Annotated in this window: 24 protein-coding genes and 1 tRNA gene; 19 read left to right on the top strand and 6 right to left on the bottom strand. The window is 58.5% G+C overall.

The features are described 5' to 3' along the window. Positions 1-240 precede the first annotated feature (240 nt). From EV660_RS04595 to EV660_RS04580, 4 genes are all read left to right on the top strand, one after another. On the top strand, positions 241-654 hold the full coding sequence (locus EV660_RS04595) for a universal stress protein (RefSeq protein WP_071481209.1): 414 nt from the start codon (positions 241-243) through the stop codon (positions 652-654). A gap of 23 nt (positions 655-677) precedes the next feature. Further along, on the top strand, positions 678-1,094 hold the full coding sequence (locus tag EV660_RS04590; RefSeq protein ID WP_071481210.1) for a universal stress protein: 417 nt from the start codon (positions 678-680) through the stop codon (positions 1,092-1,094). Positions 1,095-1,243: 149 nt separating this feature from the next. Next, complete coding sequence (locus EV660_RS04585; protein WP_071482204.1) at positions 1,244-1,660, top strand: universal stress protein; 417 nt, start codon at positions 1,244-1,246, stop codon at positions 1,658-1,660. Positions 1,661-1,745: 85 nt separating this feature from the next. Beyond that, positions 1,746-3,785 (top strand): ASKHA domain-containing protein, encoded by a 2,040-nt coding sequence (locus EV660_RS04580; RefSeq protein WP_071481211.1) that lies wholly within the window; start codon positions 1,746-1,748, stop codon positions 3,783-3,785. Between the two features lie 417 nt (positions 3,786-4,202). Here the strand turns inward: EV660_RS04580 and EV660_RS04575 are convergent, their stop codons facing one another. Further along, positions 4,203-4,838, bottom strand: a complete 636-nt coding sequence (locus EV660_RS04575; RefSeq protein WP_071481213.1) for a hypothetical protein — start codon at positions 4,836-4,838, stop codon at positions 4,203-4,205. A gap of 241 nt (positions 4,839-5,079) precedes the next feature. Here EV660_RS04575 and infC point away from each other — a divergent pair, with 241 nt between their 5' ends. Continuing rightward, positions 5,080-5,568 carry a translation initiation factor IF-3 gene (infC, locus tag EV660_RS04570; RefSeq protein ID WP_246028972.1) on the top strand — a complete coding sequence of 163 codons (489 nt, stop codon included), beginning with the start codon at positions 5,080-5,082 and terminating at the stop codon, positions 5,566-5,568. Positions 5,569-5,631: 63 nt separating this feature from the next. Here the strand turns inward: infC and EV660_RS04565 are convergent, their stop codons facing one another. The 4 genes from EV660_RS04565 to EV660_RS04550 all read right to left on the bottom strand — a co-directional run bounded on the left by EV660_RS04565 (position 5,632) and on the right by EV660_RS04550 (position 8,756). Then, entirely contained in the window at positions 5,632-6,186 is a 555-nt protein-coding gene (locus EV660_RS04565; protein WP_071481214.1) for a carboxymuconolactone decarboxylase family protein, read from the bottom strand. After that, on the bottom strand, positions 6,183-7,508 hold the full coding sequence (locus tag EV660_RS04560; RefSeq protein ID WP_071481215.1) for an aspartate aminotransferase family protein: 1,326 nt from the start codon (positions 7,506-7,508) through the stop codon (positions 6,183-6,185). Before EV660_RS04560 ends, EV660_RS04565 begins: the two co-directional genes overlap by 4 nt. Next, complete coding sequence (locus tag EV660_RS04555) at positions 7,505-8,386, bottom strand: MurR/RpiR family transcriptional regulator (RefSeq protein WP_071481216.1); 882 nt, start codon at positions 8,384-8,386, stop codon at positions 7,505-7,507. The genes EV660_RS04560 and EV660_RS04555 overlap by 4 nt, the downstream gene beginning before the upstream one ends. A 70-nt stretch (positions 8,387-8,456) precedes the next feature. Continuing rightward, on the bottom strand, positions 8,457-8,756 hold the full coding sequence (locus EV660_RS04550) for a hypothetical protein (protein ID WP_071482206.1): 300 nt from the start codon (positions 8,754-8,756) through the stop codon (positions 8,457-8,459). 192 nt (positions 8,757-8,948) lie between these two features. Between EV660_RS04550 and EV660_RS04545 the strand changes: the two genes are divergently transcribed. The 14 genes from EV660_RS04545 (at position 8,949) to EV660_RS04480 (ending at position 19,875) form a co-directional block, all read left to right on the top strand. Then, positions 8,949-9,815, top strand: coding sequence for an HpcH/HpaI aldolase/citrate lyase family protein (locus EV660_RS04545; protein WP_071481217.1), 867 nt, complete (start codon positions 8,949-8,951; stop codon positions 9,813-9,815). Between the two features lie 5 nt (positions 9,816-9,820). After that, positions 9,821-10,381: an NnrU family protein gene (locus EV660_RS04540; protein ID WP_071481218.1), complete on the top strand. Its 561-nt coding sequence runs from the start codon at positions 9,821-9,823 to the stop codon at positions 10,379-10,381. Further along, complete coding sequence (locus EV660_RS04535) at positions 10,381-10,584, top strand: DUF1737 domain-containing protein (RefSeq protein ID WP_084635128.1); 204 nt, start codon at positions 10,381-10,383, stop codon at positions 10,582-10,584. Before EV660_RS04540 ends, EV660_RS04535 begins: the two co-directional genes overlap by 1 nt. A 74-nt stretch (positions 10,585-10,658) precedes the next feature. Further along, a complete protein-coding gene (locus EV660_RS04530) occupies positions 10,659-11,687 on the top strand; it encodes a MaoC family dehydratase (RefSeq protein WP_071481219.1) in 1,029 nt (342 codons plus the stop codon). A 277-nt stretch (positions 11,688-11,964) separates the two neighbouring features. Beyond that, a complete protein-coding gene (sdhC, locus tag EV660_RS04525) occupies positions 11,965-12,348 on the top strand; it encodes a succinate dehydrogenase, cytochrome b556 subunit (protein ID WP_071481220.1) in 384 nt (127 codons plus the stop codon). A gap of 12 nt (positions 12,349-12,360) precedes the next feature. Beyond that, entirely contained in the window at positions 12,361-12,741 is a 381-nt protein-coding gene (gene sdhD / locus EV660_RS04520) for a succinate dehydrogenase, hydrophobic membrane anchor protein (protein WP_071481221.1), read from the top strand. Positions 12,742-12,750: 9 nt separating this feature from the next. Then, positions 12,751-14,556, top strand: a complete 1,806-nt coding sequence (sdhA, locus tag EV660_RS04515; protein ID WP_071481222.1) for a succinate dehydrogenase flavoprotein subunit — start codon at positions 12,751-12,753, stop codon at positions 14,554-14,556. Beyond that, on the top strand, positions 14,553-14,867 hold the full coding sequence (locus EV660_RS04510; protein WP_084634951.1) for a hypothetical protein: 315 nt from the start codon (positions 14,553-14,555) through the stop codon (positions 14,865-14,867). The genes sdhA and EV660_RS04510 overlap by 4 nt, the downstream gene beginning before the upstream one ends. 10 nt (positions 14,868-14,877) lie before the next feature. Continuing rightward, complete coding sequence (locus EV660_RS04505; RefSeq protein ID WP_071481223.1) at positions 14,878-15,657, top strand: succinate dehydrogenase iron-sulfur subunit; 780 nt, start codon at positions 14,878-14,880, stop codon at positions 15,655-15,657. A gap of 134 nt (positions 15,658-15,791) precedes the next feature. Next, a complete protein-coding gene (locus EV660_RS04500; protein ID WP_071481224.1) occupies positions 15,792-16,412 on the top strand; it encodes a COG3904 family protein in 621 nt (206 codons plus the stop codon). 31 nt (positions 16,413-16,443) lie between these two features. Continuing rightward, entirely contained in the window at positions 16,444-16,644 is a 201-nt protein-coding gene (locus tag EV660_RS04495; protein ID WP_071481225.1) for a hypothetical protein, read from the top strand. Next, the gene (locus tag EV660_RS04490; RefSeq protein ID WP_071481226.1) at positions 16,644-17,492 is read left to right on the top strand and encodes an urea carboxylase-associated family protein; all 849 of its coding nucleotides are present in this window, start codon (positions 16,644-16,646) and stop codon (positions 17,490-17,492) included. Before EV660_RS04495 ends, EV660_RS04490 begins: the two co-directional genes overlap by 1 nt. A 54-nt stretch (positions 17,493-17,546) precedes the next feature. Then, positions 17,547-19,346, top strand: coding sequence for a translation elongation factor 4 (lepA, locus tag EV660_RS04485; protein ID WP_071481227.1), 1,800 nt, complete (start codon positions 17,547-17,549; stop codon positions 19,344-19,346). Beyond that, the gene (locus EV660_RS04480; RefSeq protein ID WP_071481228.1) at positions 19,339-19,875 is read left to right on the top strand and encodes a hypothetical protein; all 537 of its coding nucleotides are present in this window, start codon (positions 19,339-19,341) and stop codon (positions 19,873-19,875) included. The genes lepA and EV660_RS04480 overlap by 8 nt, the downstream gene beginning before the upstream one ends. Positions 19,876-20,278: 403 nt before the next feature. On the opposite strand, the gene EV660_RS18560 is transcribed toward EV660_RS04480, so the two are convergent. Further along, a tRNA-Tyr gene (locus EV660_RS18560) sits at positions 20,279-20,362 on the bottom strand. Between the last annotated feature and the right edge of the window lie 21 nt (positions 20,363-20,383).

The following is a 20,383-nucleotide window of genomic DNA, read 5'->3' as shown; positions in this document are numbered from 1 at the left end:
ATTTCAACCTGTAACACAGGCAAGAATGTGCCGCACTTCTTGCTTGCTGCCGTCATGACTGGCCAAGCTCGGCTTGGCGAAACCATCCCGCTTTCACAAAGCCCTTGAACCGTCACCGCGTGTCCTGTGTCATATGGCGCACAAAATACTTTAACCTTTCGGACGGTTTGACCGAAATCAACGACTGTGCTCAGCTTGATGTGCAAGATAGCTTTGCGCAACAGGAAAGGAGAGGCCAGCATGTATGGCAGAATTATCGTGGCTGTCGATCTGGAACATATCGAACAGGGCCGCGCGCTATTGGAACGCGCTGCAACATTTCTGGATGAGGGGGGCGAGATCCGGTTGCTTCATGTGCTTGAAGATGTGCCGGGCTATATCGCCGCCGAACTTCCCAGCGACATCTCGGAACGCCGCCGCGCAGAGGCCGTGGTCGAGTTGCGCGCCATGATCGACCCCAAAGCAGATATCCGCATCGCATATGAGGTGCGCCGCGGTGCGGCTTCCGGGCAGATATTACAAGCCGCCGAGGATTCGGGCGCAGAGCTGATCATGATCGCCAGCCACAAGCCGGGGCTGCGGGACTATTTTATTGGCTCGACCGCCGCGCGCGTGATACGTCATGCAAAGTGCTCGGTTCTTGTGGAACGCTGAATCATAACAACAGGAAAACCAACATGTATTCTTCCATTCTGATCGCCGCCGCCCTTTTCAACGAAGGGGCCACCACGCGCGCCGCACTTGCGAAAGCGCAAAACCTGCTGAATGAAGGCGGCAAGATCACGCTTGTCCACGTCATTGACGAGGTGCCCGGTTACGTCGCGGCCTCTATCCCCAAAGAGCATCTGAGCGCGCGCCGGCGCGAGGTTGAAGAACAGCTTGCCGTTATCGCGAAACTGGCCCCCGGTGTTGAGGTGAAAACCGTTATCCGCGAAGGCCAGCCATCGGCATCCATTCTTGGCGCCGCGAAAGAGGCAGGCGCAGACCTGATCATGATCGCCAGCCACAAGCCCGGCCTGAGTGATTATTTCATCGGTTCTACTGCGGCACGCATCGTGCGCCATGCACAAGTCTCGGTGCTGGTCACGCGCTAAGCCCGCCGCAATGCGCCATGCTTGTACCGGGCAGTTTGCTATGCCCGGCACAAGCATTGTCTTGCGGGGGGCTGCTGTGCCATGCTGCGGCTAGGGAATGCCCGCAATAGCGCCGCATGGACGCAAAAAGTATACTGAAGGGAGTGATCATGTATAAGTCAATCGTTGTGGCGGTAGCGCTGTTCAACAAGGGCGCAACCAGCCGGGCATTGATCCAGAAAGCGAACAAGCTGGTCGATCCGGATGGCTCCATCACGCTGGTGCATGTGCTTGATGAAGTCCCGGCTTATCTGGCCGCGGCGGTCGCTCGGGAACAATTGCTGCAACATCGCAAGGCCATTCGCGAACAACTCGAAGCGCTGTCTTCAGTTGCGAAGGCCAAGAATGTCGATGTCGATATTCGCGGGGGGCGCCCTTCGGAGAATATTCTGGCCTGTGCGGAAGATTGCAAAGCCGACCTGATCATGATCGCCAGCCACAAGCCGGGCATGAGCGATTACTTCATCGGCTCGACCGCAGCGCGGGTTGTGCGGCATTCTCAGGTATCGGTGCTTGTCGCGCGCTGACGGTATTTTGGCATAGTATGCCGCGATCCGGCCTTTCCTCTGGCGCTCAGACGGTTATCTGAGGGTTCAGTTCAGGAGGGACGGCATGTCAGATGCACTTGTAATCTTTACACCTTCGGGGAAACGGGGGCGCTTTGCCCTTGGAACCCCTGTCCTGACCGCTGCGCGGCAGCTTGGTGTGGATCTCGATTCGGTATGCGGCGGGCGTGGCATCTGCTCGAAATGTCAGATATCACCCGGCATTGGCGAGTATTCAAAGCACGGGGTCACAGTCGCAGCCGATGCGCTGTCAGAGTGGAATGCGGTCGAACAGCGATACCACGACAAACGTGGCCTGAAAGAAGGGCGGCGTCTGGGCTGTCAGGCCAAGGTCATGGGCGATGTTGTCATCGACGTGCCCGCTGAAAGCCAGGTGCACCGTCAAGTCGTGCGCAAGGCCGCTACAGCGCGGGCCATGACGATGGACCCAGCAACGCGGCTTTACTTCGTCGAGGTGCAGGAACCCGACATGCACGAGCCTTCGGGCGATTTCGAGCGACTGGCCAAGGCACTGCGCACAGAGTGGCAGGTGCCGGAAATCACTGCCGGACTGGATGTGCTGCGCAAATTGCAGCCCACCTTGCGCGAAGGGAAATGGCGCGTCACTGTCGCCCTGCACAAGGACCATAAACCGGGACCGCACCGCGTGCTGGACATCTGGCCCGGACTATACGAGGGCGGGTTGTATGGCCTTGCAATCGACCTTGGCTCTACCACCATCGCGGCCCATTTGACCGACCTGCGCACTGGTGAGGTTGTCACCTCCTCCGGAATCATGAACCCGCAGATCCGTTTCGGCGAAGACCTGATGAGCCGCGTCAGCTATGCCATGATGAACCCCGGCGGCGATATCGAGATGACCCGCGCCGTGCGCGAAGGCATGGATACGTTGATCGCTGCCATTACCGAAGACGCACAGATCACCGCGCGCGAGATCATGGAAGCGGTGATCGTGTGCAATCCGGTCATGCACCACCTGTTTCTGGGGATTGACCCGGTGGAACTGGGTCAGGCCCCATTTGCGCTGGCCACATCTGATGCGATTTCGCTGGATATCCGCGATCTGGGCATGAAGGCCATGAACCCCGCGGCGCGCGGCTATCTGCTGCCTTGCATTGCCGGGCATGTCGGCGCGGATGCCGCCGCTGTGGCGTTGTCCGAAAGTCCCGAAACCTCGGAAGATCTGGTACTGGTGGTGGATGTCGGCACCAATGCTGAAATCCTGTTGGGGGACAAGCGGCGGGTGCTGGCCTGTTCTTCACCGACAGGCCCGGCCTTTGAGGGGGCGCAAATCTCTTCCGGGCAGCGCGCAGCCCCCGGCGCGATTGAAAAGATAGAGATTGATCCGGTGACGAAAGAACCGCGCTTTCGGGTTATTGGCTGTGAATTATGGTCGGATGAGGCCGGATTCGACGAGGCCACCGCCCAGACCGGCATTACCGGCATTTGCGGGTCAGGCATTATCGAGGCGGTGGCAGAGATGCGCATGGCCGGGCTGGTCGATGCCTCTGGCCTGATCGGCTCTGCCGAACAGACGGGCACATGGCGTTGCCAGCCCGAAGGGCGCACCCATGCCTATCTGATCCATGACGCAACGGCCACAGGCGGGCCGCGCATAACCGTGACGCAGGGCGATATCCGCGCGATCCAACTGGCGAAATCCGCGCTCTACGCGGGCGCACGGTTATTGATGGATGAAATTGGCACGGACCACGTGGACCGCGTGGTGCTGGCAGGTGCTTTCGGGGCGCATATCAGTTCCAAACATGCCATGGTTCTGGGCATGATCCCAGATGCGCTGCTGAAAAATGTCACCAGCGCGGGCAATGCCGCCGGGACAGGGGCGCGCATGGCATTGTGCAGCATCGCAGCGCGCAACGCGATAGAGGGGACGGTGCGGCGCATCCACAAGGTCGAAACCGCAATCGAGCCGCGCTTTCAGGAGCATTTCGTCAATGCAAATGCCCTGCCCCATGCTGTCGATAAATTTCCCGAGTTAGGCAAGATCGTCACCCTGCCGGATGTCAGCTTCAACACCGGCGGGGGTGATTCTGATGGGGGCCGCCGCAGGCGCCGCAGAGGCTAGTGCTCGCCAGCTGACGAAAGGTTCCCGCTCATGATTCCGATGCTTTCACGAGAGGCGGCTATGCGGGACAAAGGGGACATAGCGAGGCCGGGTGCACAGCCGCGCAGCGCAGGGCCGCGGTGCGGCGATCCAAGGTTTACTCTGTAGCGCTTTATGCTGGCCAAGTCCCTGAAAGATCAAATCGTTGCGCAGGTGGCAGCCAAATCGCCGTGCCGAGGGGGCGGCCCGGCGATGCGCGGCGGCGCTTTGCGCCTTGTTTCCGCGCCGGTCAAAGACTGCAACGCCCTCCAAGCAGTCATCAGGTACCTTGTGTCAGGTGGCAAGCACGAGTTGCGCCTGAGGTGGTAACACGACGCGCAATCAAAAAGGCCCGGACACCAAGTGGCATCCGGGCCTTGCCTCAACATGTTGTCAAGATCAGTTGCCGGTCATCTCGCGCAAGCGCTCGACCACCTGCTCCAGCAGTTCCGGGTTTTCACCCGCAGACTGCAACAGCCCTTCGATGATGCCGCGCTCTGCGACGTTCAGATTGGCTGCATCAATCTGCGCGCGGATGGAATCCAGCGACAGATCAAGGCCAAGATCCTGCAACTCGATAGCCTCTTCGATAGCATCGGCAGTTTCTTCTGCGGCTTCATCAGACAGCGTTTCTTCCGCATCCTGCACTGCATCTTCAACGGCAGACTCGTCGATGGATTCGGCCTCATCACCGACGATGTCATCAACCATCGATTCGACAGGCTCTGTGGTTGCCTCGACTTCGCCTTCTACTGCCTCTTCGACAGTTTCAGCGGCATCTTCTGCAACATCTTCCATCAACTCGTCGGTCGTGGGCTCTTCAACCGCTTCTTCTTCAATGGCAGGCTCTTGCTCAGGTTCCGGCTCGGGCTCAGCAATTTCTGGCTCTTCAATTTCTGTTTCGGTGGTTTCCGGCGCAGGTGTTGTCTCGACGGCAGGCTCGATCACTTCGGGCCCCTGACGTGACTGTATCCCGAACCATATACCGACGGCCGCAGCAGCGGCTGCAATAGCAATTAGAAGGGATTTGTTCATGGTTCTATCCTTCTGAACATTGTTACTCTCTCGCGCGATATGACAAAAGCGGCGGCAGTTGCAATGGGCACTTCGCCGCAGGCAGAAAACAAGCACGTTATCGCCAGTAACCATTGATCTTCGCGCTTGAATTGCGCAACGCTCAGATTTAGTGTAACTCACCGATTTGAACAGAACAAGGAACGACACCATAGCCCGCAGACCGCATAATGCCCCGCCACAACGTGACACCGGACCGCGCGTGAATGACCGCATTCGCGCCACAGAGATTCGCCTGATCGGGGCCGAAGGTGAAAATCTAGGGGTTGTTACACCCGCTCAAGCGATGGCACTGGCCGATGAGGCCGGTCTTGATCTTGTTGAAATCTCTCCCAACGCTACGCCGCCTGTCTGCAAGATCATGGATTTCGGCAAATATAAGTATGAGTTGCAAAAACGCGAAGCGGAAGCGCGCAAGAAACAGCACATCATCGAGATCAAGGAAGTCAAATTCCGCCCAAATACCGACACGCATGACTATGAAGTGAAAATGCGCAACGTTTTGCGGTTTCTCGAAGGTGGCGACAAGGTCAAGGTGACCCTTCGTTTCCGTGGCCGTGAAATGGCACACCAGAACATTGGCGCAGAGCTTCTGAACCGCGTCGCAGCAGATGTCGGCGAGATCGGCAAGGTCGAGAATATGCCCAAAATGGAAGGGCGGCAGATGATCATGATGATCGCGCCGCGCTGACACTCTGCACAAACCCGATACGAAAGCCCGCAATAGAGCATTGCGGGCTTTTTCTATTCTGTTTCACACCATGAGCTCCGGTGCATTACGCGCAAGGTCATCCCGGACACTGGCATCCAGCGGACAGCCTGTCGTTTCGAGCAGAAACCCAAGCGTCAGATACATGCCTGTCGTCGCCATCAGGTCCAGAACTGCGTGCTGCCCGATCAGATCATTTAGTTCAGCCATCTGCTGGGGCGCCAGCCTGTGTTGATCCAACAGCGTGTCGACAGCGCCAGCGAGGACCGCATCTTCTGCCGCCATATCTGCAAGCGGACCGCGCAGGCTCGCGATCCGGTCCTTTGACAAACCGACCTTCAATCCGCGCGCGACATGCTGGTTCCATTCATAGCCGGATGACAGCCTGTGGGCGAGCCGCAGGATCACCACCTCTGCCCTTTCGCGGCCAAGGGCAGTGTTATTGACGATATGCTCACGCAGCCCCGACCATGCGCGCAACAGCGCTGGGTGATGGGCCATCACCCGATAGACATTCAACTGGCCCGCAAAGCCCGTGCGCATATCAGAAATTTCCGCGGGCCAGTTGGCATCTGTTATCGGGGGGAACGCCAGGGTCATGGCTGCAAGGCGGCATTCACCGCCTCGGACAGACGCCCTGTTATCTCGGCCACATCTGAAGGGGTGACGATAAAAGGCGGTGCCAGAAGCACATGATCGCCGCGTACCCCGTCAATCGTGCCCCCCATCGGATAGACCATCAGCCCACGCGCCATTGCTTCAGACTTTATGCGGGCATGAAGTTTGCGCGCGGGGTCGAATGGCGCTTTGGTCTGGCGATCCTCGACCAGCTCGATGGCCTGAAACAGCCCCCTGCCCCGAATATCGCCCACATGCGCATGTTGGCCAAAGGCGGCCTGTAATTGCTGGCGCAATTCCACGCCCATCGCCTGCACATTGGCCAGCAGATTATCCTGTTTGATGACCTTTTGCACCGCAAGCCCGGCTGCGGCGGCCATCGGATGGCCCATATAGGTGTGACCATGCTGAAAGAACCCGCTGCCCTGCGCGAATGCCTGGTAGATCTTCTCACTCAGCAGGGTCGCCCCGATGGGCTGATACCCCCCGCCAAGGCCTTTGGCGATGGTCAGAAGGTCCGGGGATATTCCATCTTGTTCACAGGCATACAGGCTGCCAGTGCGCCCCATACCGCACATGACCTCATCCAAGATCAACAACACGCCGTATTTGTCGCAAATTGCACGGATGCGCTTGTAGTAATCGCCCACTGCAGGCACCGCACCGGCCGTTGCCCCGACCACCGGCTCAGCGACAAAGGCCGCGACCGTATCGACCCCAAGTTCCAGTATCTTTGCTTCCAGCTCGCCTGCTGCGCGGGCGGCGTAATCGGCGTCTGTTTCGCCTTCCCATTGCTCGCGATAAGCGAAGCAGGGCGCGATGTGATGCGCCTCCATCAACAGTGGTTTGAACTGGGCGCGACGCCATTCATTGCCGCCTGCGGCCAATGCGCCCAAAGTGTTGCCATGATAGCTTTGCCGCCGCGCGATGATGTGGCGGCGCTGGGGCTGGCCGGTTTCGGTGAAATACTGCCGCGCCATTTTCAGCGCCGCCTCGACCGCCTCTGACCCGCCAGAGACAAGGTAAACATGACTCAAACCCGCTGGCGCATCTGCAATCAGGGTATCGGCCAATTCCTCGGCTACATCGGTGGTGAAAAAGCCGGTATGCGCATAGGCCAGCCGGTCAAGCTGGGCATGTAATGCGGCAATCACATCCGGGTGGGCATGGCCCAAGCAAGACACCGCCGCGCCGCCGGATGCGTCGATATACTGCCGCCCTTCGGAATCAGTGAAATGCAGCCCCTGTGCCGATACGGCATGACGTGGCGGCGTATGGATGGAACGGTGCAGAAGATGTGTCATTTCGAAGCCTCAAGGGGTTGAGAGATATAAGTATTCAGCGCCGCAAGCTGGCGGTCCAGCCCTTCGAGGCGCGCCAGCGTGCCGGGGTCATCTGCGCGCGCCACAAGGGCCGCCAGTATATCGGCAATCAGGAATGCAGGAGTCATCGCATGCAGAAAACTGGCGCTGTGGGTTGGAACGATCAGACCGACACCCCGCGCCGCGATCAAGGGCGACAAGCGCGAATCCGTCAAGGCAATGATCGGAATATCGCGCGCCTGCGCCTGCAATGTCGCCTCGACCACAGCGCGCGTGTACGGGGCGACACCGCAGACAAAAAGGACATCTTCTGCCCCTGCATGCCACAGCGCATCCAGACCGGTGCCGCCAATGCCATCCAGCAAACTGGCGCGCTCTGTCACCAGCGACAATGCATAATAGAGGTGCCACGCAACCGCATGGCTTGAGCGCCTGCCAAGAATATACACCCGACGCGCCCGAATCATCAATTCGGCGGCCTTGCCGAGAGAGGCAAGCATGTCACCTGCACATAATTCTGCGACCTGCCCCTGCGCCTGTGTCAGCATTTCCAACGCCTGCCCTTCTGCACTCTCTGCACAAAGTGGCAATCGGCCATCGGCCTGCCGCGCAAGCCCGGACGGCGCATGGCGCAAGGCTGCCGCATGTTCAGCGCGCAATGCCTCAAAACCGTCATAGCCAAGCGCCTGCGCAAGCCGCGTCATTGTGGCGGGTTGCACGCCTGCCATGCGCGCCTGCTCGCGCATCGACAGCAATGCGACTTCATGCGGGTTCGCCGCAATCCAGCGTGCGGCCTGTTGCATCCGTGCAGGTAGGCTATCGAGGCGCGCGGCAAGCAATCTGGTGAAGGACTGGGTCATGCGAATAGCACTTAGCACCGCCAGCGCATAAAATCAACATATGATGCATAGTGCGCAACATATGTTTCAATCAGAGTACGACTCCTTTCATCGGCACGAGTGTTTCGGCAGCCTCAAAGGCGGTGCCTGTGGCCAGCATACACATGCGGCCGTCTGCCAGGGTCACGGTGATGGTCCAGTCGGCACTGTCTGCGGCGGCAAAGACCTCCATCACCATGCGCCCCGCAAGCCCGATGGCGCGACGCGTCTGATCCTGTGCGGCCAGCATGTTCAGGACCATATCACGCGGCCCGCATTGCATGGCCTTTGCAAAAGCCGGTTGCGTTCCGGCAAAAAGGAAAAGAGCAAAACTCAAGAAGACAGGGCGCATGAAAAACTCCTCAGGCACGTGGGATGCAGACCCGCCCAGCCTGACAGATGCATGCAAAAACAAGGTTAACCCACCGGCCGGCGCATGTTAGCGCGTGACATTCCGAGAAAATGCTGCAACGCAGCGCATACCCCCTTGCCATTTGTGTCCGGAAATGATGCACAGGCGACAGAAAATTACGAAGGATGACACATGGACACGCGCCCGTTTCGGTCTGTACTTTATATTCCCGGCTCCAAGGCGCGTGCGCTGGAAAAAGCGACGACGCTGGACACCGATGCGATCATCTTCGATCTGGAGGATGCTGTCGCCATTGATGAAAAGGCACGCGCGCGGGTTTTGCTGGCCGAAACACTCGAAAGCCACGACTACGGAAAACGGGCGAAACTGGTGCGGATCAATGCCCTGTCCACCGAATGGGGGCGCGATGATCTGGATGTCATCGCCTCGGTCCGGCCAGAGGCGATCTTACTGCCCAAAGTCGATGAAGCCGTCCATATCGAAGCGCTGGCCCACCAGCTGGATGCCCGGGAAGAAACAGCGGACACCCGCATCTGGGCGATGATGGAATCGCCCAAAGGGGTGCTGAACTCTCATGCCATTGCCTGTGCGCCGCGCATGGCCGGTTTTATCATGGGCACCAATGATCTGGCCAAGGATATGGGCTGCCGCGCGCGCGCAGACCGCCTGCCGATGATGACAGCCCTGCAACTGCCCCTGATTGCGGCCAAATCCGTGGGGATCATTGCAATCGACGGGGTCTATAACGCCTTTCGGGATGAGCAGGGCTTGCGCGCAGAATGCGTCCAGGGCCGCGACATGGGCTTTGACGGAAAAACCCTGATCCACCCATCGCAGCTTGCCATTGCCAATGAGGTCTTCTCGCCGTCCGAGGCGGAAATCACACTTGCGAAACGCCAGATCGAGGCATTTGATGCGGCAACAGCGCGCGGCGAAGGGGTTGCGGTTCTCGATGGCATGATCGTCGAGAATCTGCATATTGTGACTGCAAAGCAAACCCTTGCAAAAGCGCAGGCTTTTGCGGAATTGACGGAGTAGCCAATATGGGAACCTTGATCCTGATCCTTGGGGTCGCACTTTGGGCGGGCGCGCATTTCTTCAAGCGTCTTGCCCCGGAAAAACGCGCCGAAATGGGCGAGGCAGGCAAAGGCGTTGTCGCCGTGGCGCTGCTGATCTCTATCGTGCTGATGGTGATCGGCTACCGCATGGCAGAGCCGACCGTTTTGTGGACCACCCCCTTCTGGATGGTGCATGTCAACAATCTGCTGTTGCTGCTGGCATTCTACCTTTATGCGGTTTCGGGCCTGAAAACCAATCTTCACCGGCGCATCCGGCACCCGCAACTTTCCGGGTTCAAGGCCTGGGCGGTGGGCCATCTGCTGGTTGTTGGCACACTGCAGGGATTGATCCTATTTGGCGGACTGCTGGCCTGGGCGGTGGTTTCGGTCATCCTGATAAACCGTGCCAATCGTGACTGGACCCGCCCGCCCGAGGCACCCGCATGGAAAGAAGGCGCTGCAATTGTCGGGGCATTGTTCCTGATGCTGATTGTTGGCCAGATTCACGGCTGGCTGGGGCCATGGCCCTTTGGGGGGGCTGCATGATGCGCGCCTATCGCCTGTTGACAGCCGAAGATACATCGGAGTTTTGCCATAAGGTCACACAGGCCCTTGCGCAGGGCTGGGAGCTCTATGGCTCCCCGGCCTATGCGCATGACCCTGAAAGCGGGCTGATGCGCTGCGCACAGGCCGTGATCAAGGATGCGGATGTGACCTATTCGCCCGAGCTGAAGCTCGGAAGTCTATAGGTCAGGGGGCTGCCGCCCCCGGCCGCAAGCGGCCGCCCCCGCGAGTATTTGCAAGCAAGAAAATGAGGCAGAACATGAGCAAGACGACAGCGGGGCGGTTTTTCGAGGATTATCGCATCGGGCAGATAATTACACATGCCGTGCCGCGCACTGTGTCGGGCGGGGAGCGCGCGCTGTATCATGCGCTGTATCCTGCGCGCACGGCGCTTTATTCATCGGATGAATTTGCGCGGGACTGCGGCCTTGCGCAAAGCCCGGTGGATGACCTGATCGGCTTTCACATTGTCTTTGGCAAGACAGTGCCGGATGTCAGCCTGAACGCGATTGCCAATCTGGGCTATGCGGAGGGGCGCTTTCTGCAGCCTGTCTATCCCGGCGACAGTTTGCGCAGCCATTCGGAAGTCATCGGGCTGAAGCAGAATTCCAACGGAAAAAGCGGTGTTGTCTGGGTGCGCACACGCGGCGAGAACCAGCATGGTGCCACCGTGCTGGACTATGTGCGTTGGGTCATGGTGCGCAAGCGCAACCCGGATGCGCCTGCGCCCGACCCTGTTGTGCCGGAACTGAACGCGGTGGTGGCACCGCAAGATCTGATCGTGCCAGCGGGGCTGGATTTCACGCGATATGATTTCGCGCTTGCCGGAGAGCCACATCGCTGGGGTGATTACGAAATCGGCGAGCGGATTGATCATGTTGATGGCGTGACCGTCCAAGAAGCCGAGCATATGCTGGCAACACGGTTGTGGCAAAACACCTCGAAAGTGCATTTTGATACGACCCAGCGCGCAGATGGGAAATTGCTGGTTTATGGTGGGCACGTGATTTCCATGGCGCGGGCGCTGTCGTTCAATGGCCTGGCCAATGCGCAGATGATTGCGGCGATCAACGCTGGCAGCCACGCCAACCCGTGCTTTGCCGGAGACACGATACGGGCCTGGTCGGAAGTTCTGGACCGCGCCGAGACAACTGCGCCGGGTGTTGGCGCGTTGCGGTTGCGGTTGGTGGCCACCAAGGGTGCCGCCGGGGTTTTGAAAGACGAGGGTGGCAAATACCATCCTGACGTCCTGCTTGATCTGGATTACTGGGTCTTGATGCCCGTCTGACCCGGCTTGCGCGCGGGAACAGGCATAACGGACGCCGCATGATTCCCGGCGCGACTCTGAGGTGCTTTTCCCTTGGGCTTGCCGCGATAATTTGTGATCACTTAATTCAAACGCGTGATCACAAAACCCCCAAGGAAGAGGATTTTGTCGCAAACATATGTATTTTAACCTGTGCTTTTCACCTGAGTGCGTGACATTCGCGTGAAAATCAGTATGTGAAGCGCATATAGTTCATGGCTGCCATTCCGCAGCCCTGTCGGAGCAAAGGGAGCCTTTCATGGCCGATGTGAACCGGGGCAATCGCCCATTATCGCCACATTTGCAAATATACCGCCTTCCATTGTCGGGCATCACGTCAATTCTGAATCGCATCACCGGGGTTGGCATGACGCTGGCAGCGATCCTGATTGTCTGGTGGTTCGCCGCAGGCGCATTCAGTGCGGAGTATTTCGCCACGGTTGATGGTCTGTTGACCTCGATCCTGGGCTTGCTGGTTCTGATCGGGTCATTGGCGGCACTTTGGTATCACATGCTCAATTCCATACGGCACCTAATCTGGGACACCGGACGCATGATGGATGTCGAAACGGTCGAAAAGACCAGCTATGGCGTGTTCGCTGGAACCGCTGTGCTGACGCTTTTGACCATCATCATCGTCTGAGGAGGCAGGACTATGGGTTTCAAGACAGATTACGCCCGCGTCCATGGGCATGGCGCAGCAGGCGAAGGATCGCATCACTGGTGGTCGCAGCGCGTAACATCCGTTGCGCTTATTCCGCTGACACTGCTGTTCATCTTTCCGTTCGGGCGCACATTGGGCGGTGGACATGAGGCATTTGTTGCCACCTACTCCAATCTCTGGCACGCGTTGGTGGCTGTGTTGTTCATCATCACGGTGTTTGCGCATTTGCAACAAGGTTTGCAGACTGTGATTGAGGACTACGTCCCCAACAAGGCGCAGCGCACTGCCGCGCTTTTGGCCAATACGCTGCTATGCTGGGCCTTTGGTGTGGCTGGTGTGCTGTCGGTTGCAACTGTGCTGTTCAGCGCTTGAGGGAAAGACATGTCTGCATACAAGATTGAAGAACATTTTTACGACGTTGTCGTGGTTGGCGCAGGTGGCGCTGGCTTGCGCGCGACACTGGGGATGGCCGAGCAAGGGCTGAAGACCGCTTGCGTGACCAAGGTTTTCCCGACCCGCTCGCACACAGTTGCGGCGCAGGGTGGCATTGCGGCCAGTCTGGGCAATATGGGCCCGGATAGCTGGCAGTGGCATATGTATGACACAGTCAAGGGCAGCGACTGGCTGGGTGATACGGATGCCATGGAGTACTTGGCCCGCGAAGCGCCCAAGGCCGTGTATGAACTGGAACATTACGGCGTTCCGTTTTCGCGCACCGAGGAAGGCAAGATCTACCAGCGCCCCTTTGGCGGCCATACAACCGAATATGGTGAAGGCCCGCCCGTGCAACGCACTTGCGCCGCTGCCGACCGCACGGGCCACGCCATGCTGCACACGCTCTATGGCCAGTCCGTCAAGCAGAAGGCCGAATTCTTCATCGAGTATTTCGCCACTGACCTGATCATGTCCGAAGATGGGGTGTGTCAGGGCGTGCTGGCGTGGAAGCTGGATGACGGCACGTTGCATCTGTTCAGCGCCAAGATGGTCGTGCTGGCAACAGGTGGTTATGGGCGCGCCTATTTCTCTGCCACTTCGGCGCATACCTGCACAGGCGACGGCAATGGCATGATCGCGCGGGCGGGTCTGCCGTTGCAGGACATGGAATTCGTCCAGTTCCACCCGACCGGCATCTATGGCGCGGGCTGTCTGATTACTGAGGGCGCGCGCGGCGAGGGCGGGTATCTGACCAATTCCGAGGGCGAACGCTTCATGGAGCGCTATGCCCCCACCTACAAGGATCTGGCCAGCCGCGATGTGGTGTCGCGCTGCATGACCATGGAAATCCGGGAAGGGCGCGGTGTCGGTCCGAACAAGGACCATATCCACCTGCACCTGAACCACCTGCCACCAGAGACACTGAAACTGCGCTTGCCCGGAATCTCGGAGAGTGCGCGTGTGTTTGCTGGTGTCGATGTGAACAAGGAACCGATCCCGGTTTTGCCGACCGTGCATTACAATATGGGCGGCATTCCCACGAATTACTGGGGTGAAGTGCTGAATGCCGATAGCGAGAACCCGGACCGCATTGCCCCCGGCCTGATGGCTGTTGGCGAAGCGGCCTGCGCAAGTGTGCATGGCGCCAACCGCCTTGGGTCCAATTCACTGATCGACCTTGTTGTGTTTGGCCGCGCTGCGGCCATCCGTGCCGGGCAGGTGGTCGACCCGAAAGCCGCCAACCCGACGCTGAACAAGGCGAGTGTGGACAAGGCTGTCGCGCGGTTTGACCATTTCCGCAACCTCAACGGGGCGATACCGACGGCTGAACTGCGCCTTGAGATGCAGAAAACCATGCAGGCAGATGCGGCCGTGTTCCGCACCGACAAGACCCTGGCCGAAGGCTGCACGAAAATGAAGGCCGTTGCCGCCAAGACAGCTGATCTGAAGGTCACCGACCGTTCACTGGTCTGGAACACTGATTTGATGGAAACGCTGGAACTGGACAACCTGATGCCATGTGCCCTGACCACAGTGGTCAGCGCAGAGGCGCGCAAGGAAAGCCGCGGCGCACATGCGCATGAGGATTACCCCGATCGCGACGATGCCAATTGGCGCAAGCATACGCTGGCTTGGGCTGACGGGGCAGAAGTGCGGCTGGATTACCGGCCTGTTGTCACCACGCCATTGACCGCCGAAGCCGATGGCGGGATCGACATGAAGAAGATTGCGCCAAAGGCGCGTGTCTATTGATCCGCTTTGCCGCAGTCTGGGCATTGCTGGCGCTGGTCGCTTGTGCAGATGTGCAAGACCAGTTGGCCCGCGATGCCGCGCGCAGTGCCGTGCGCCCTGCCCTGGCCGAGAACTTTCCCGGCATACCGCTGGAACCGGCCAGTCATTGCGTCATCAACAATGCCAGCGCCAGCGAATTGACACGGCTTGCGCTGGCAGCGGGGCAAAGCACTGTCAGCCCCCAGACCAGCGAGCTGGTGGTCGAGATTGCCACACGGCCCGAAACGATTAGATGTCTAGCCACAGACGGGCTTGCCCCGTTCCTGCTTTAAGGAGGCACTCATGGTCCAACTGACCCTGCCCAAGAATAGCCAGATGCGTACAGGCAAGACCTGGCCAAAGCCCGAGGGCGCCAAGAACCTGCGTAAATTCCAGATCTATCGCTGGAACCCGGATGATGGTGAAAACCCGCGCGTTGACACGTATTTTGTCGATATGGATACCTGCGGCCCGATGGTTCTGGACGCCTTGATCAAGATCAAGAGCGAGATTGACCCGACCCTGACCTTCCGCCGGTCCTGCCGCGAGGGGATTTGTGGGTCTTGCGCGATGAATATTGACGGCGGCAACAAGCTTGCCTGCATTTTCGGCATGGATGAGGTGAAGGGCGATATCAAGATCTACCCCCTGCCCCATATGCCTGTGGTCAAGGATCTGGTGCCGGATCTGACGCATTTCTACGCGCAGCATGCCAGCATCAAACCGTGGCTGGAGACTAGCTCTAACACGCCCGCGAAAGAGTGGCGGCAGTCGATCGAAGACCGTGAAAAGCTGGACGGGCTATATGAATGCGTGATGTGCGCCTGCTGCTCGACCTCCTGCCCCAGCTATTGGTGGAATGGCGACCGTTATCTTGGCCCTGCATCGCTGCTTCATGCCTATCGCTGGCTGATCGACTCGCGCGATGAAGCAACGGGCGAGCGTCTGGATGACCTGCATGATCCATTCAAGCTTTATCGCTGCCACACGATCATGAATTGCGCCAAGACCTGCCCCAAGGGGCTGAATCCGGCCAAGGCAATTTCTGAAATCAAAAAGATGATGGTCGAGCGGGTATTGTAAACCTGCTGCCCAATTGCTTCGGAAACCGCGCCCTTGCACACAGGGGCGCGGTTTTTTCGTGCTGTTTCTGACAATGGCGCTATTGCGACAAATCGACCGTAGAAAAATATGTACTTTCCGTGCATCTTGGACAGATGCATGAACGGCCAATCGATATTTATGTGTTGCGCGTCCTACTGGGGCTTGCGCTTATAGGACTTGCGATCATCGGTATTGGCATGGCCCGGACTGAAGCCTTGCCAAAACCGCAACGCATTGCCCCGCCGCCGCAATTCGAATTATCGCTGAGTGATGATGGCCAGTCTTTCGAATTCAACGGGCTGGTGGATTTTGGCATGACCGAGGCGCTTCGCAACATGGTCGCGGCACATCCTCAGATCAAGCGTATGGTGCTGGACAGCCGTGGCGGATATGTCGCCGAAGCGCGGGGCGTGGTCACAGTGTTGCGCGAACACCAGATTGCCACCCATGTCGATGGTCATTGCGCATCGGCCTGTGCCCTCATCTTTGCAGGCGGTTCTGCCCGGTCACTTTCGCCAGAGGGGCAGATCGGGCTGCACGGATATGCGCTACAGCGCGACAATCACTTCGGCATGATCGACCCGGCCGTTGAAATGCAGCGGGATCTGGCGATTTACCGTGCGCAATCCATAGACGAGAAATTTGTCGAAAGGCTGGGAACCCTGCCGCAGAACCCGATGTGGTATCCTGATCATGCCGAATTGCGCGCGGCAGGGATGGTGACAATCCCTTGACCTTGCATCCTGTGCGCCCCACAGTTGAGGCATGATCCTCGTTCTTGGCGTTCTGATTGTCGTTGCACTGATTCTGGTCCTTCAGCCGTGGAAGCGGCGTGAGTGTCGCTGGCGACAGGACACACGCAAACTGGCGGATGGCCGCGTGCTGTTTACATGTGTCGCCTGTGGCGCAGAAACGGCCCTGCCCAAGGGCCGTGAGCCGAGATATTGCCTTGCAGGAGAAAAGTGATGCCAAAGCCCCCAAAGGATGCCGAGGCGCGCCGCGCCGTCGCCCCCGTGATCTGTTATCCGAATGAGACCCTGCGCATTCCCCCGATGGAGCAATACCGCGCCGCACGAACCGGTGCCACACAGACAGGGCGCATTGTCATTCCCCCGCGCGAAGCGCGCTGCTTTTATGTCACCGCCGGTAGCTTCTTTCGCATATCCTGCCCCGAAGGCCCGCAGGTCGGTGATCTGAACCTGTTTGAGGCCCGCAATCTGGAAGAGCGCTTCTATTCCGGCAAGACCCGCGCGCTGCATGGCAGCCATATCCGCACAGGCGACAGGCTTTGGTCCTGCCTGCCCTATCTGCGCCCCATGGCGACCGTTCTGGAAGATTCACTCGACTGGTACGGGGTGGATGAACATGGCGGGCGCGTTCATGACGTGATCGGCACGCGCTGCGACCCGTATACCCACCATCTGCTGAGCGGGCAGGACTATCACCACACCTGCCATTCCAACCTGACGCGGGCATTGGCGGATGAGTTGGAAAAACCCCTGCATGAGGCAGAGGCGCTGGTCCATGATGTGCTTAACGTGTTCATGTGCACCGGCTTCACCCGCGACACCGGGCAGTATTTCATGAAGGCCAGCCCCGCGCGCAAAGGGGATTTCATCGAATTCTTTGCCGAAATAGACCTGCTATGCGCCCTGTCGGCCTGTCCGGGTGGTGATTGCGGAGCGGAACATTCGTCAGATACCGCCCAATGCCACCCGCTGGAAGTGACAATCCATGCCCCCGCGGCCGGTTCGCTGGATGGCTGGTACAGCCCATCGAACAACCGCTATTCGCGCAGGCACGCGCAGAACTGATCTGCGCGTGCAAGGCATATTGACCAGCGCCATTTTCCACTACATACGAGCATCATGACAGAGCTCGCAAATATCCGCAATTTCTCGATCGTGGCGCATATCGACCACGGTAAATCCACGCTAGCTGACCGGCTGATCCAGTCAACCGGCACAGTCGCTGATCGTGACATGAAAGAGCAGATGCTCGACGCGATGGATATTGAGCGTGAACGCGGCATCACCATCAAGGCCAACACAGTGCGCATCGACTACCGCGCCAATGACGGGCAGGATTACGTCCTGAACCTGATTGACACGCCCGGCCATGTGGACTTTGCCTATGAAGTGTCGCGCTCCATGCGGGCGGTGGAAGGCTCGCTTCTGGTGGTGGACGCCTCGCAAGGGGTCGAGGCGCAAACCTTGGCCAATGTCTACACCGCGATAGAGGCGGATCATGAGATCGTGCCCGTCCTCAACAAGATCGACCTGCCCGCGGCCGAGCCAGAGCAGGTGCGCGCGCAGATTGAAGATGTGATCGGGCTGGACGCCTCTGATGCCGTGCTGATTTCCGCAAAATCCGGCCTGGGTATTCCCGATGTGCTGGAAGCGATCGTCACCCGCCTGCCCGCCCCGCAGGGCGACCGCAACGCGCCGCTGAAAGCCATGCTGGTTGACAGTTGGTACGACCCCTATCTGGGCGTGGTGGTGCTGATCCGCGTCATGGACGGGGTCATCCGCAAGGGTGACAACATCAAGATGATGCAGACGGGCGCGAAATACGGCATCGACAAACTGGCGGTGCTGAAACCGGCGATGGTCGATGTGGCAGAGCTGGGACCGGGCGAGATTGGTGTTCTGACAGCCAGCATCAAACAGGTGCGCGACACCAAGGTGGGCGATACCATCACCCATGAGAAAAAGGGCTGCGAAACACCGCTGCCGGGGTTCAAACCCTCCGTGCCTGTGGTGTTCTGTGGGCTGTTCCCGGTCGATTCGGCGGAATTCGAAGACCTGCGCACGGCGATTGAAAAACTCGCCCTCAATGACGCGTCTTTCAGCTATGAGATGGAAAGCTCTGCCGCGCTTGGGTTTGGCTTCCGCTGTGGCTTTCTGGGCTTGCTGCATCTGGAAGTGATCCGCGACCGGCTGGAGCGCGAATATGGCATTGACCTGATCACCACAGCGCCAAGTGTGGTCTATCATGTGCATATGCGCTCGGGCGAGGTGCAGGAATTGCACAACCCCGCCGACCTGCCCGACCTGACCCATGTGGACCATATTGAAGAGCCGCGCATCAAGGCCACGATTCTGGTGCCGGATGATTACCTGGGCGATGTGCTGAAACTTTGTCAGGACCGGCGGGGCATCCAACAGGAACTGACCTATGCCGGCAGCCGCGCGATGGTGGTCTATGACCTGCCGCTCAATGAGGTGGTGTTCGATTTCTACGACCGGCTGAAATCCATCACCAAGGGCTATGCGTCCTTTGACTACGAGATTACCGGCTACCGGCAGGATAATCTGGTCAAGATGCAGATCCTTGTGAATGACGAACCCGTTGATGCGCTGTCGATGATGGTGCACCGTGACCGCGCCGAAGGGCGGGGCCGGGCGATGTGCGAGAAGCTGAAAGACCTGATCCCCCGGCACATGTTCAAGATCCCGATTCAGGCGGCCATCGGCGGCAAGGTCATCGCGCGCGAGACTTTGGCGGCGCTGCGCAAGGATGTGACCGCGAAATGCTATGGCGGCGACGTGACGCGGAAGAAGAAACTGCTGGAGAAGCAGAAGGCCGGGAAGAAGAAGATGCGCCAGTTCGGGAAAGTGGAGATTCCGCAGCAGGCGTTTATCTCGGCGTTGAAGATGGATGGATGAGTTTTTAACGAACAATGCTCTGGAACTTATACAAACGTTAGCTGCGGTATTAGCGGCAGCGCTTGCACTTTGGTCAATTCTGACTGCGCGCAAGATCGCGCAAGACAGTCACAAATTTTCGCGTGAAAACCAGTCAATGATCGATGCGTCTGAGCAGCGGCGCGCCCATGCAGCGACGATCGCAGCGTTTGATGAAGCTATCCATGCGCTAAATATTCACGCTGTTCAGCTCAAAACACGCGTCAGAGAACTGCATCGACGCCACGATAGTATGGGCAAACCCGAAACTGTGACTTCTGTTTCAATTGCAAGAATGGAAGCAATAACAGAATGCAACGATCTGGGAAGTAAGTTGCAAGGCGAGAAAGAGACTTTGTTCCAGAAATTGATTGACGACGTAGAAGACTGGAAGATTGAAGAAATCAGAGCCTTAGATCGCATAAGCGATGTTAGATTTCTATCCAAACGGCAAATCATGATGATTGAAGACATCGAAAACGAACTAAATTATATCCAAACGCGTGAGTAATTGAAGTCATGGGATGCGCTTAAACCTTGGAGTATTATCGAACGAGGTTTCAGCGCGTAATCTTACTTCCGACGACACAACCCTTTGGATGACCCTATCCCTGTAAGAGTGAGCCGCGCAGCGTCGGGCCGTGGTGCGGCGAGCCACGGGCAAAGCTATAGCGCTTTATGCCTGCCACATCCTCGCAAAATCAAAGCTGCGCGCAATGGCCAGCCAAATCGCCGTGCCGGGGGACGGCCCATTGAGGCGCGGCGGGCTGACGCCCTTGACTCCGCGCAGCGTTGTTTCGGCACCGCAAGAAAGCGCGCCGACCACCCGACACTCGGCGACTACGCGTGAGAAAATGAGCAGCGCAGACAGCACTGCCGGAACAGCCCCACCACTCTGATAATTATAGGAAAAGTGGTGGGCGACCCTGGAATCGAACCAGGCGTGGGTCTCCCCGGCGGAGTTACAGTCCGCTGCCGCACCTTGCAGCCCGTCGCCCTAGATGCAGCCCAATTATCGA

The sequence above is a fragment of the Roseinatronobacter bogoriensis DSM 18756 genome (assembly GCF_004366635.1).
Taxonomy (GTDB): Bacteria; Pseudomonadota; Alphaproteobacteria; order Rhodobacterales; family Rhodobacteraceae; genus Roseinatronobacter; species Roseinatronobacter bogoriensis.
The sequence above is the reverse complement of the archived record's forward strand: the minus strand, read 5'-3'. Positions and strand labels throughout refer to the sequence as shown.

Excerpts from the sequence above, each read along its gene's own strand:
- EV660_RS04595 (WP_071481209.1), top strand. The coding sequence starts at position 241 with ATGTATGGCAGAATTATCGTGGCTGTCGATCTGGAACATATCGAACAG.
- EV660_RS04590 (WP_071481210.1), top strand. The coding sequence starts at position 678 with ATGTATTCTTCCATTCTGATCGCCGCCGCCCTTTTCAACGAAGGGGCC.
- EV660_RS04585 (WP_071482204.1), top strand. The coding sequence starts at position 1,244 with ATGTATAAGTCAATCGTTGTGGCGGTAGCGCTGTTCAACAAGGGCGCA.
- EV660_RS04580 (WP_071481211.1), top strand. The coding sequence starts at position 1,746 with ATGTCAGATGCACTTGTAATCTTTACACCTTCGGGGAAACGGGGGCGC.
- EV660_RS04575 (WP_071481213.1), bottom strand. The coding sequence starts at position 4,838 with ATGAACAAATCCCTTCTAATTGCTATTGCAGCCGCTGCTGCGGCCGTC.
- EV660_RS04565 (WP_071481214.1), bottom strand. The coding sequence starts at position 6,186 with ATGACCCTGGCGTTCCCCCCGATAACAGATGCCAACTGGCCCGCGGAA.
- EV660_RS04560 (WP_071481215.1), bottom strand. The coding sequence starts at position 7,508 with ATGACACATCTTCTGCACCGTTCCATCCATACGCCGCCACGTCATGCC.
- EV660_RS04555 (WP_071481216.1), bottom strand. The coding sequence starts at position 8,386 with ATGACCCAGTCCTTCACCAGATTGCTTGCCGCGCGCCTCGATAGCCTA.
- EV660_RS04550 (WP_071482206.1), bottom strand. The coding sequence starts at position 8,756 with ATGCGCCCTGTCTTCTTGAGTTTTGCTCTTTTCCTTTTTGCCGGAACG.
- EV660_RS04545 (WP_071481217.1), top strand. The coding sequence starts at position 8,949 with ATGGACACGCGCCCGTTTCGGTCTGTACTTTATATTCCCGGCTCCAAG.
- EV660_RS04540 (WP_071481218.1), top strand. The coding sequence starts at position 9,821 with ATGGGAACCTTGATCCTGATCCTTGGGGTCGCACTTTGGGCGGGCGCG.
- EV660_RS04535 (WP_084635128.1), top strand. The coding sequence starts at position 10,381 with ATGCGCGCCTATCGCCTGTTGACAGCCGAAGATACATCGGAGTTTTGC.
- EV660_RS04530 (WP_071481219.1), top strand. The coding sequence starts at position 10,659 with ATGAGCAAGACGACAGCGGGGCGGTTTTTCGAGGATTATCGCATCGGG.
- sdhC (WP_071481220.1), top strand. The coding sequence starts at position 11,965 with ATGGCCGATGTGAACCGGGGCAATCGCCCATTATCGCCACATTTGCAA.
- sdhD (WP_071481221.1), top strand. The coding sequence starts at position 12,361 with ATGGGTTTCAAGACAGATTACGCCCGCGTCCATGGGCATGGCGCAGCA.
- sdhA (WP_071481222.1), top strand. The coding sequence starts at position 12,751 with ATGTCTGCATACAAGATTGAAGAACATTTTTACGACGTTGTCGTGGTT.
- EV660_RS04505 (WP_071481223.1), top strand. The coding sequence starts at position 14,878 with ATGGTCCAACTGACCCTGCCCAAGAATAGCCAGATGCGTACAGGCAAG.
- EV660_RS04500 (WP_071481224.1), top strand. The coding sequence starts at position 15,792 with ATGCATGAACGGCCAATCGATATTTATGTGTTGCGCGTCCTACTGGGG.
- EV660_RS04495 (WP_071481225.1), top strand. The coding sequence starts at position 16,444 with ATGATCCTCGTTCTTGGCGTTCTGATTGTCGTTGCACTGATTCTGGTC.
- EV660_RS04490 (WP_071481226.1), top strand. The coding sequence starts at position 16,644 with ATGCCAAAGCCCCCAAAGGATGCCGAGGCGCGCCGCGCCGTCGCCCCC.
- lepA (WP_071481227.1), top strand. The coding sequence starts at position 17,547 with ATGACAGAGCTCGCAAATATCCGCAATTTCTCGATCGTGGCGCATATC.
- EV660_RS04480 (WP_071481228.1), top strand. The coding sequence starts at position 19,339 with ATGGATGAGTTTTTAACGAACAATGCTCTGGAACTTATACAAACGTTA.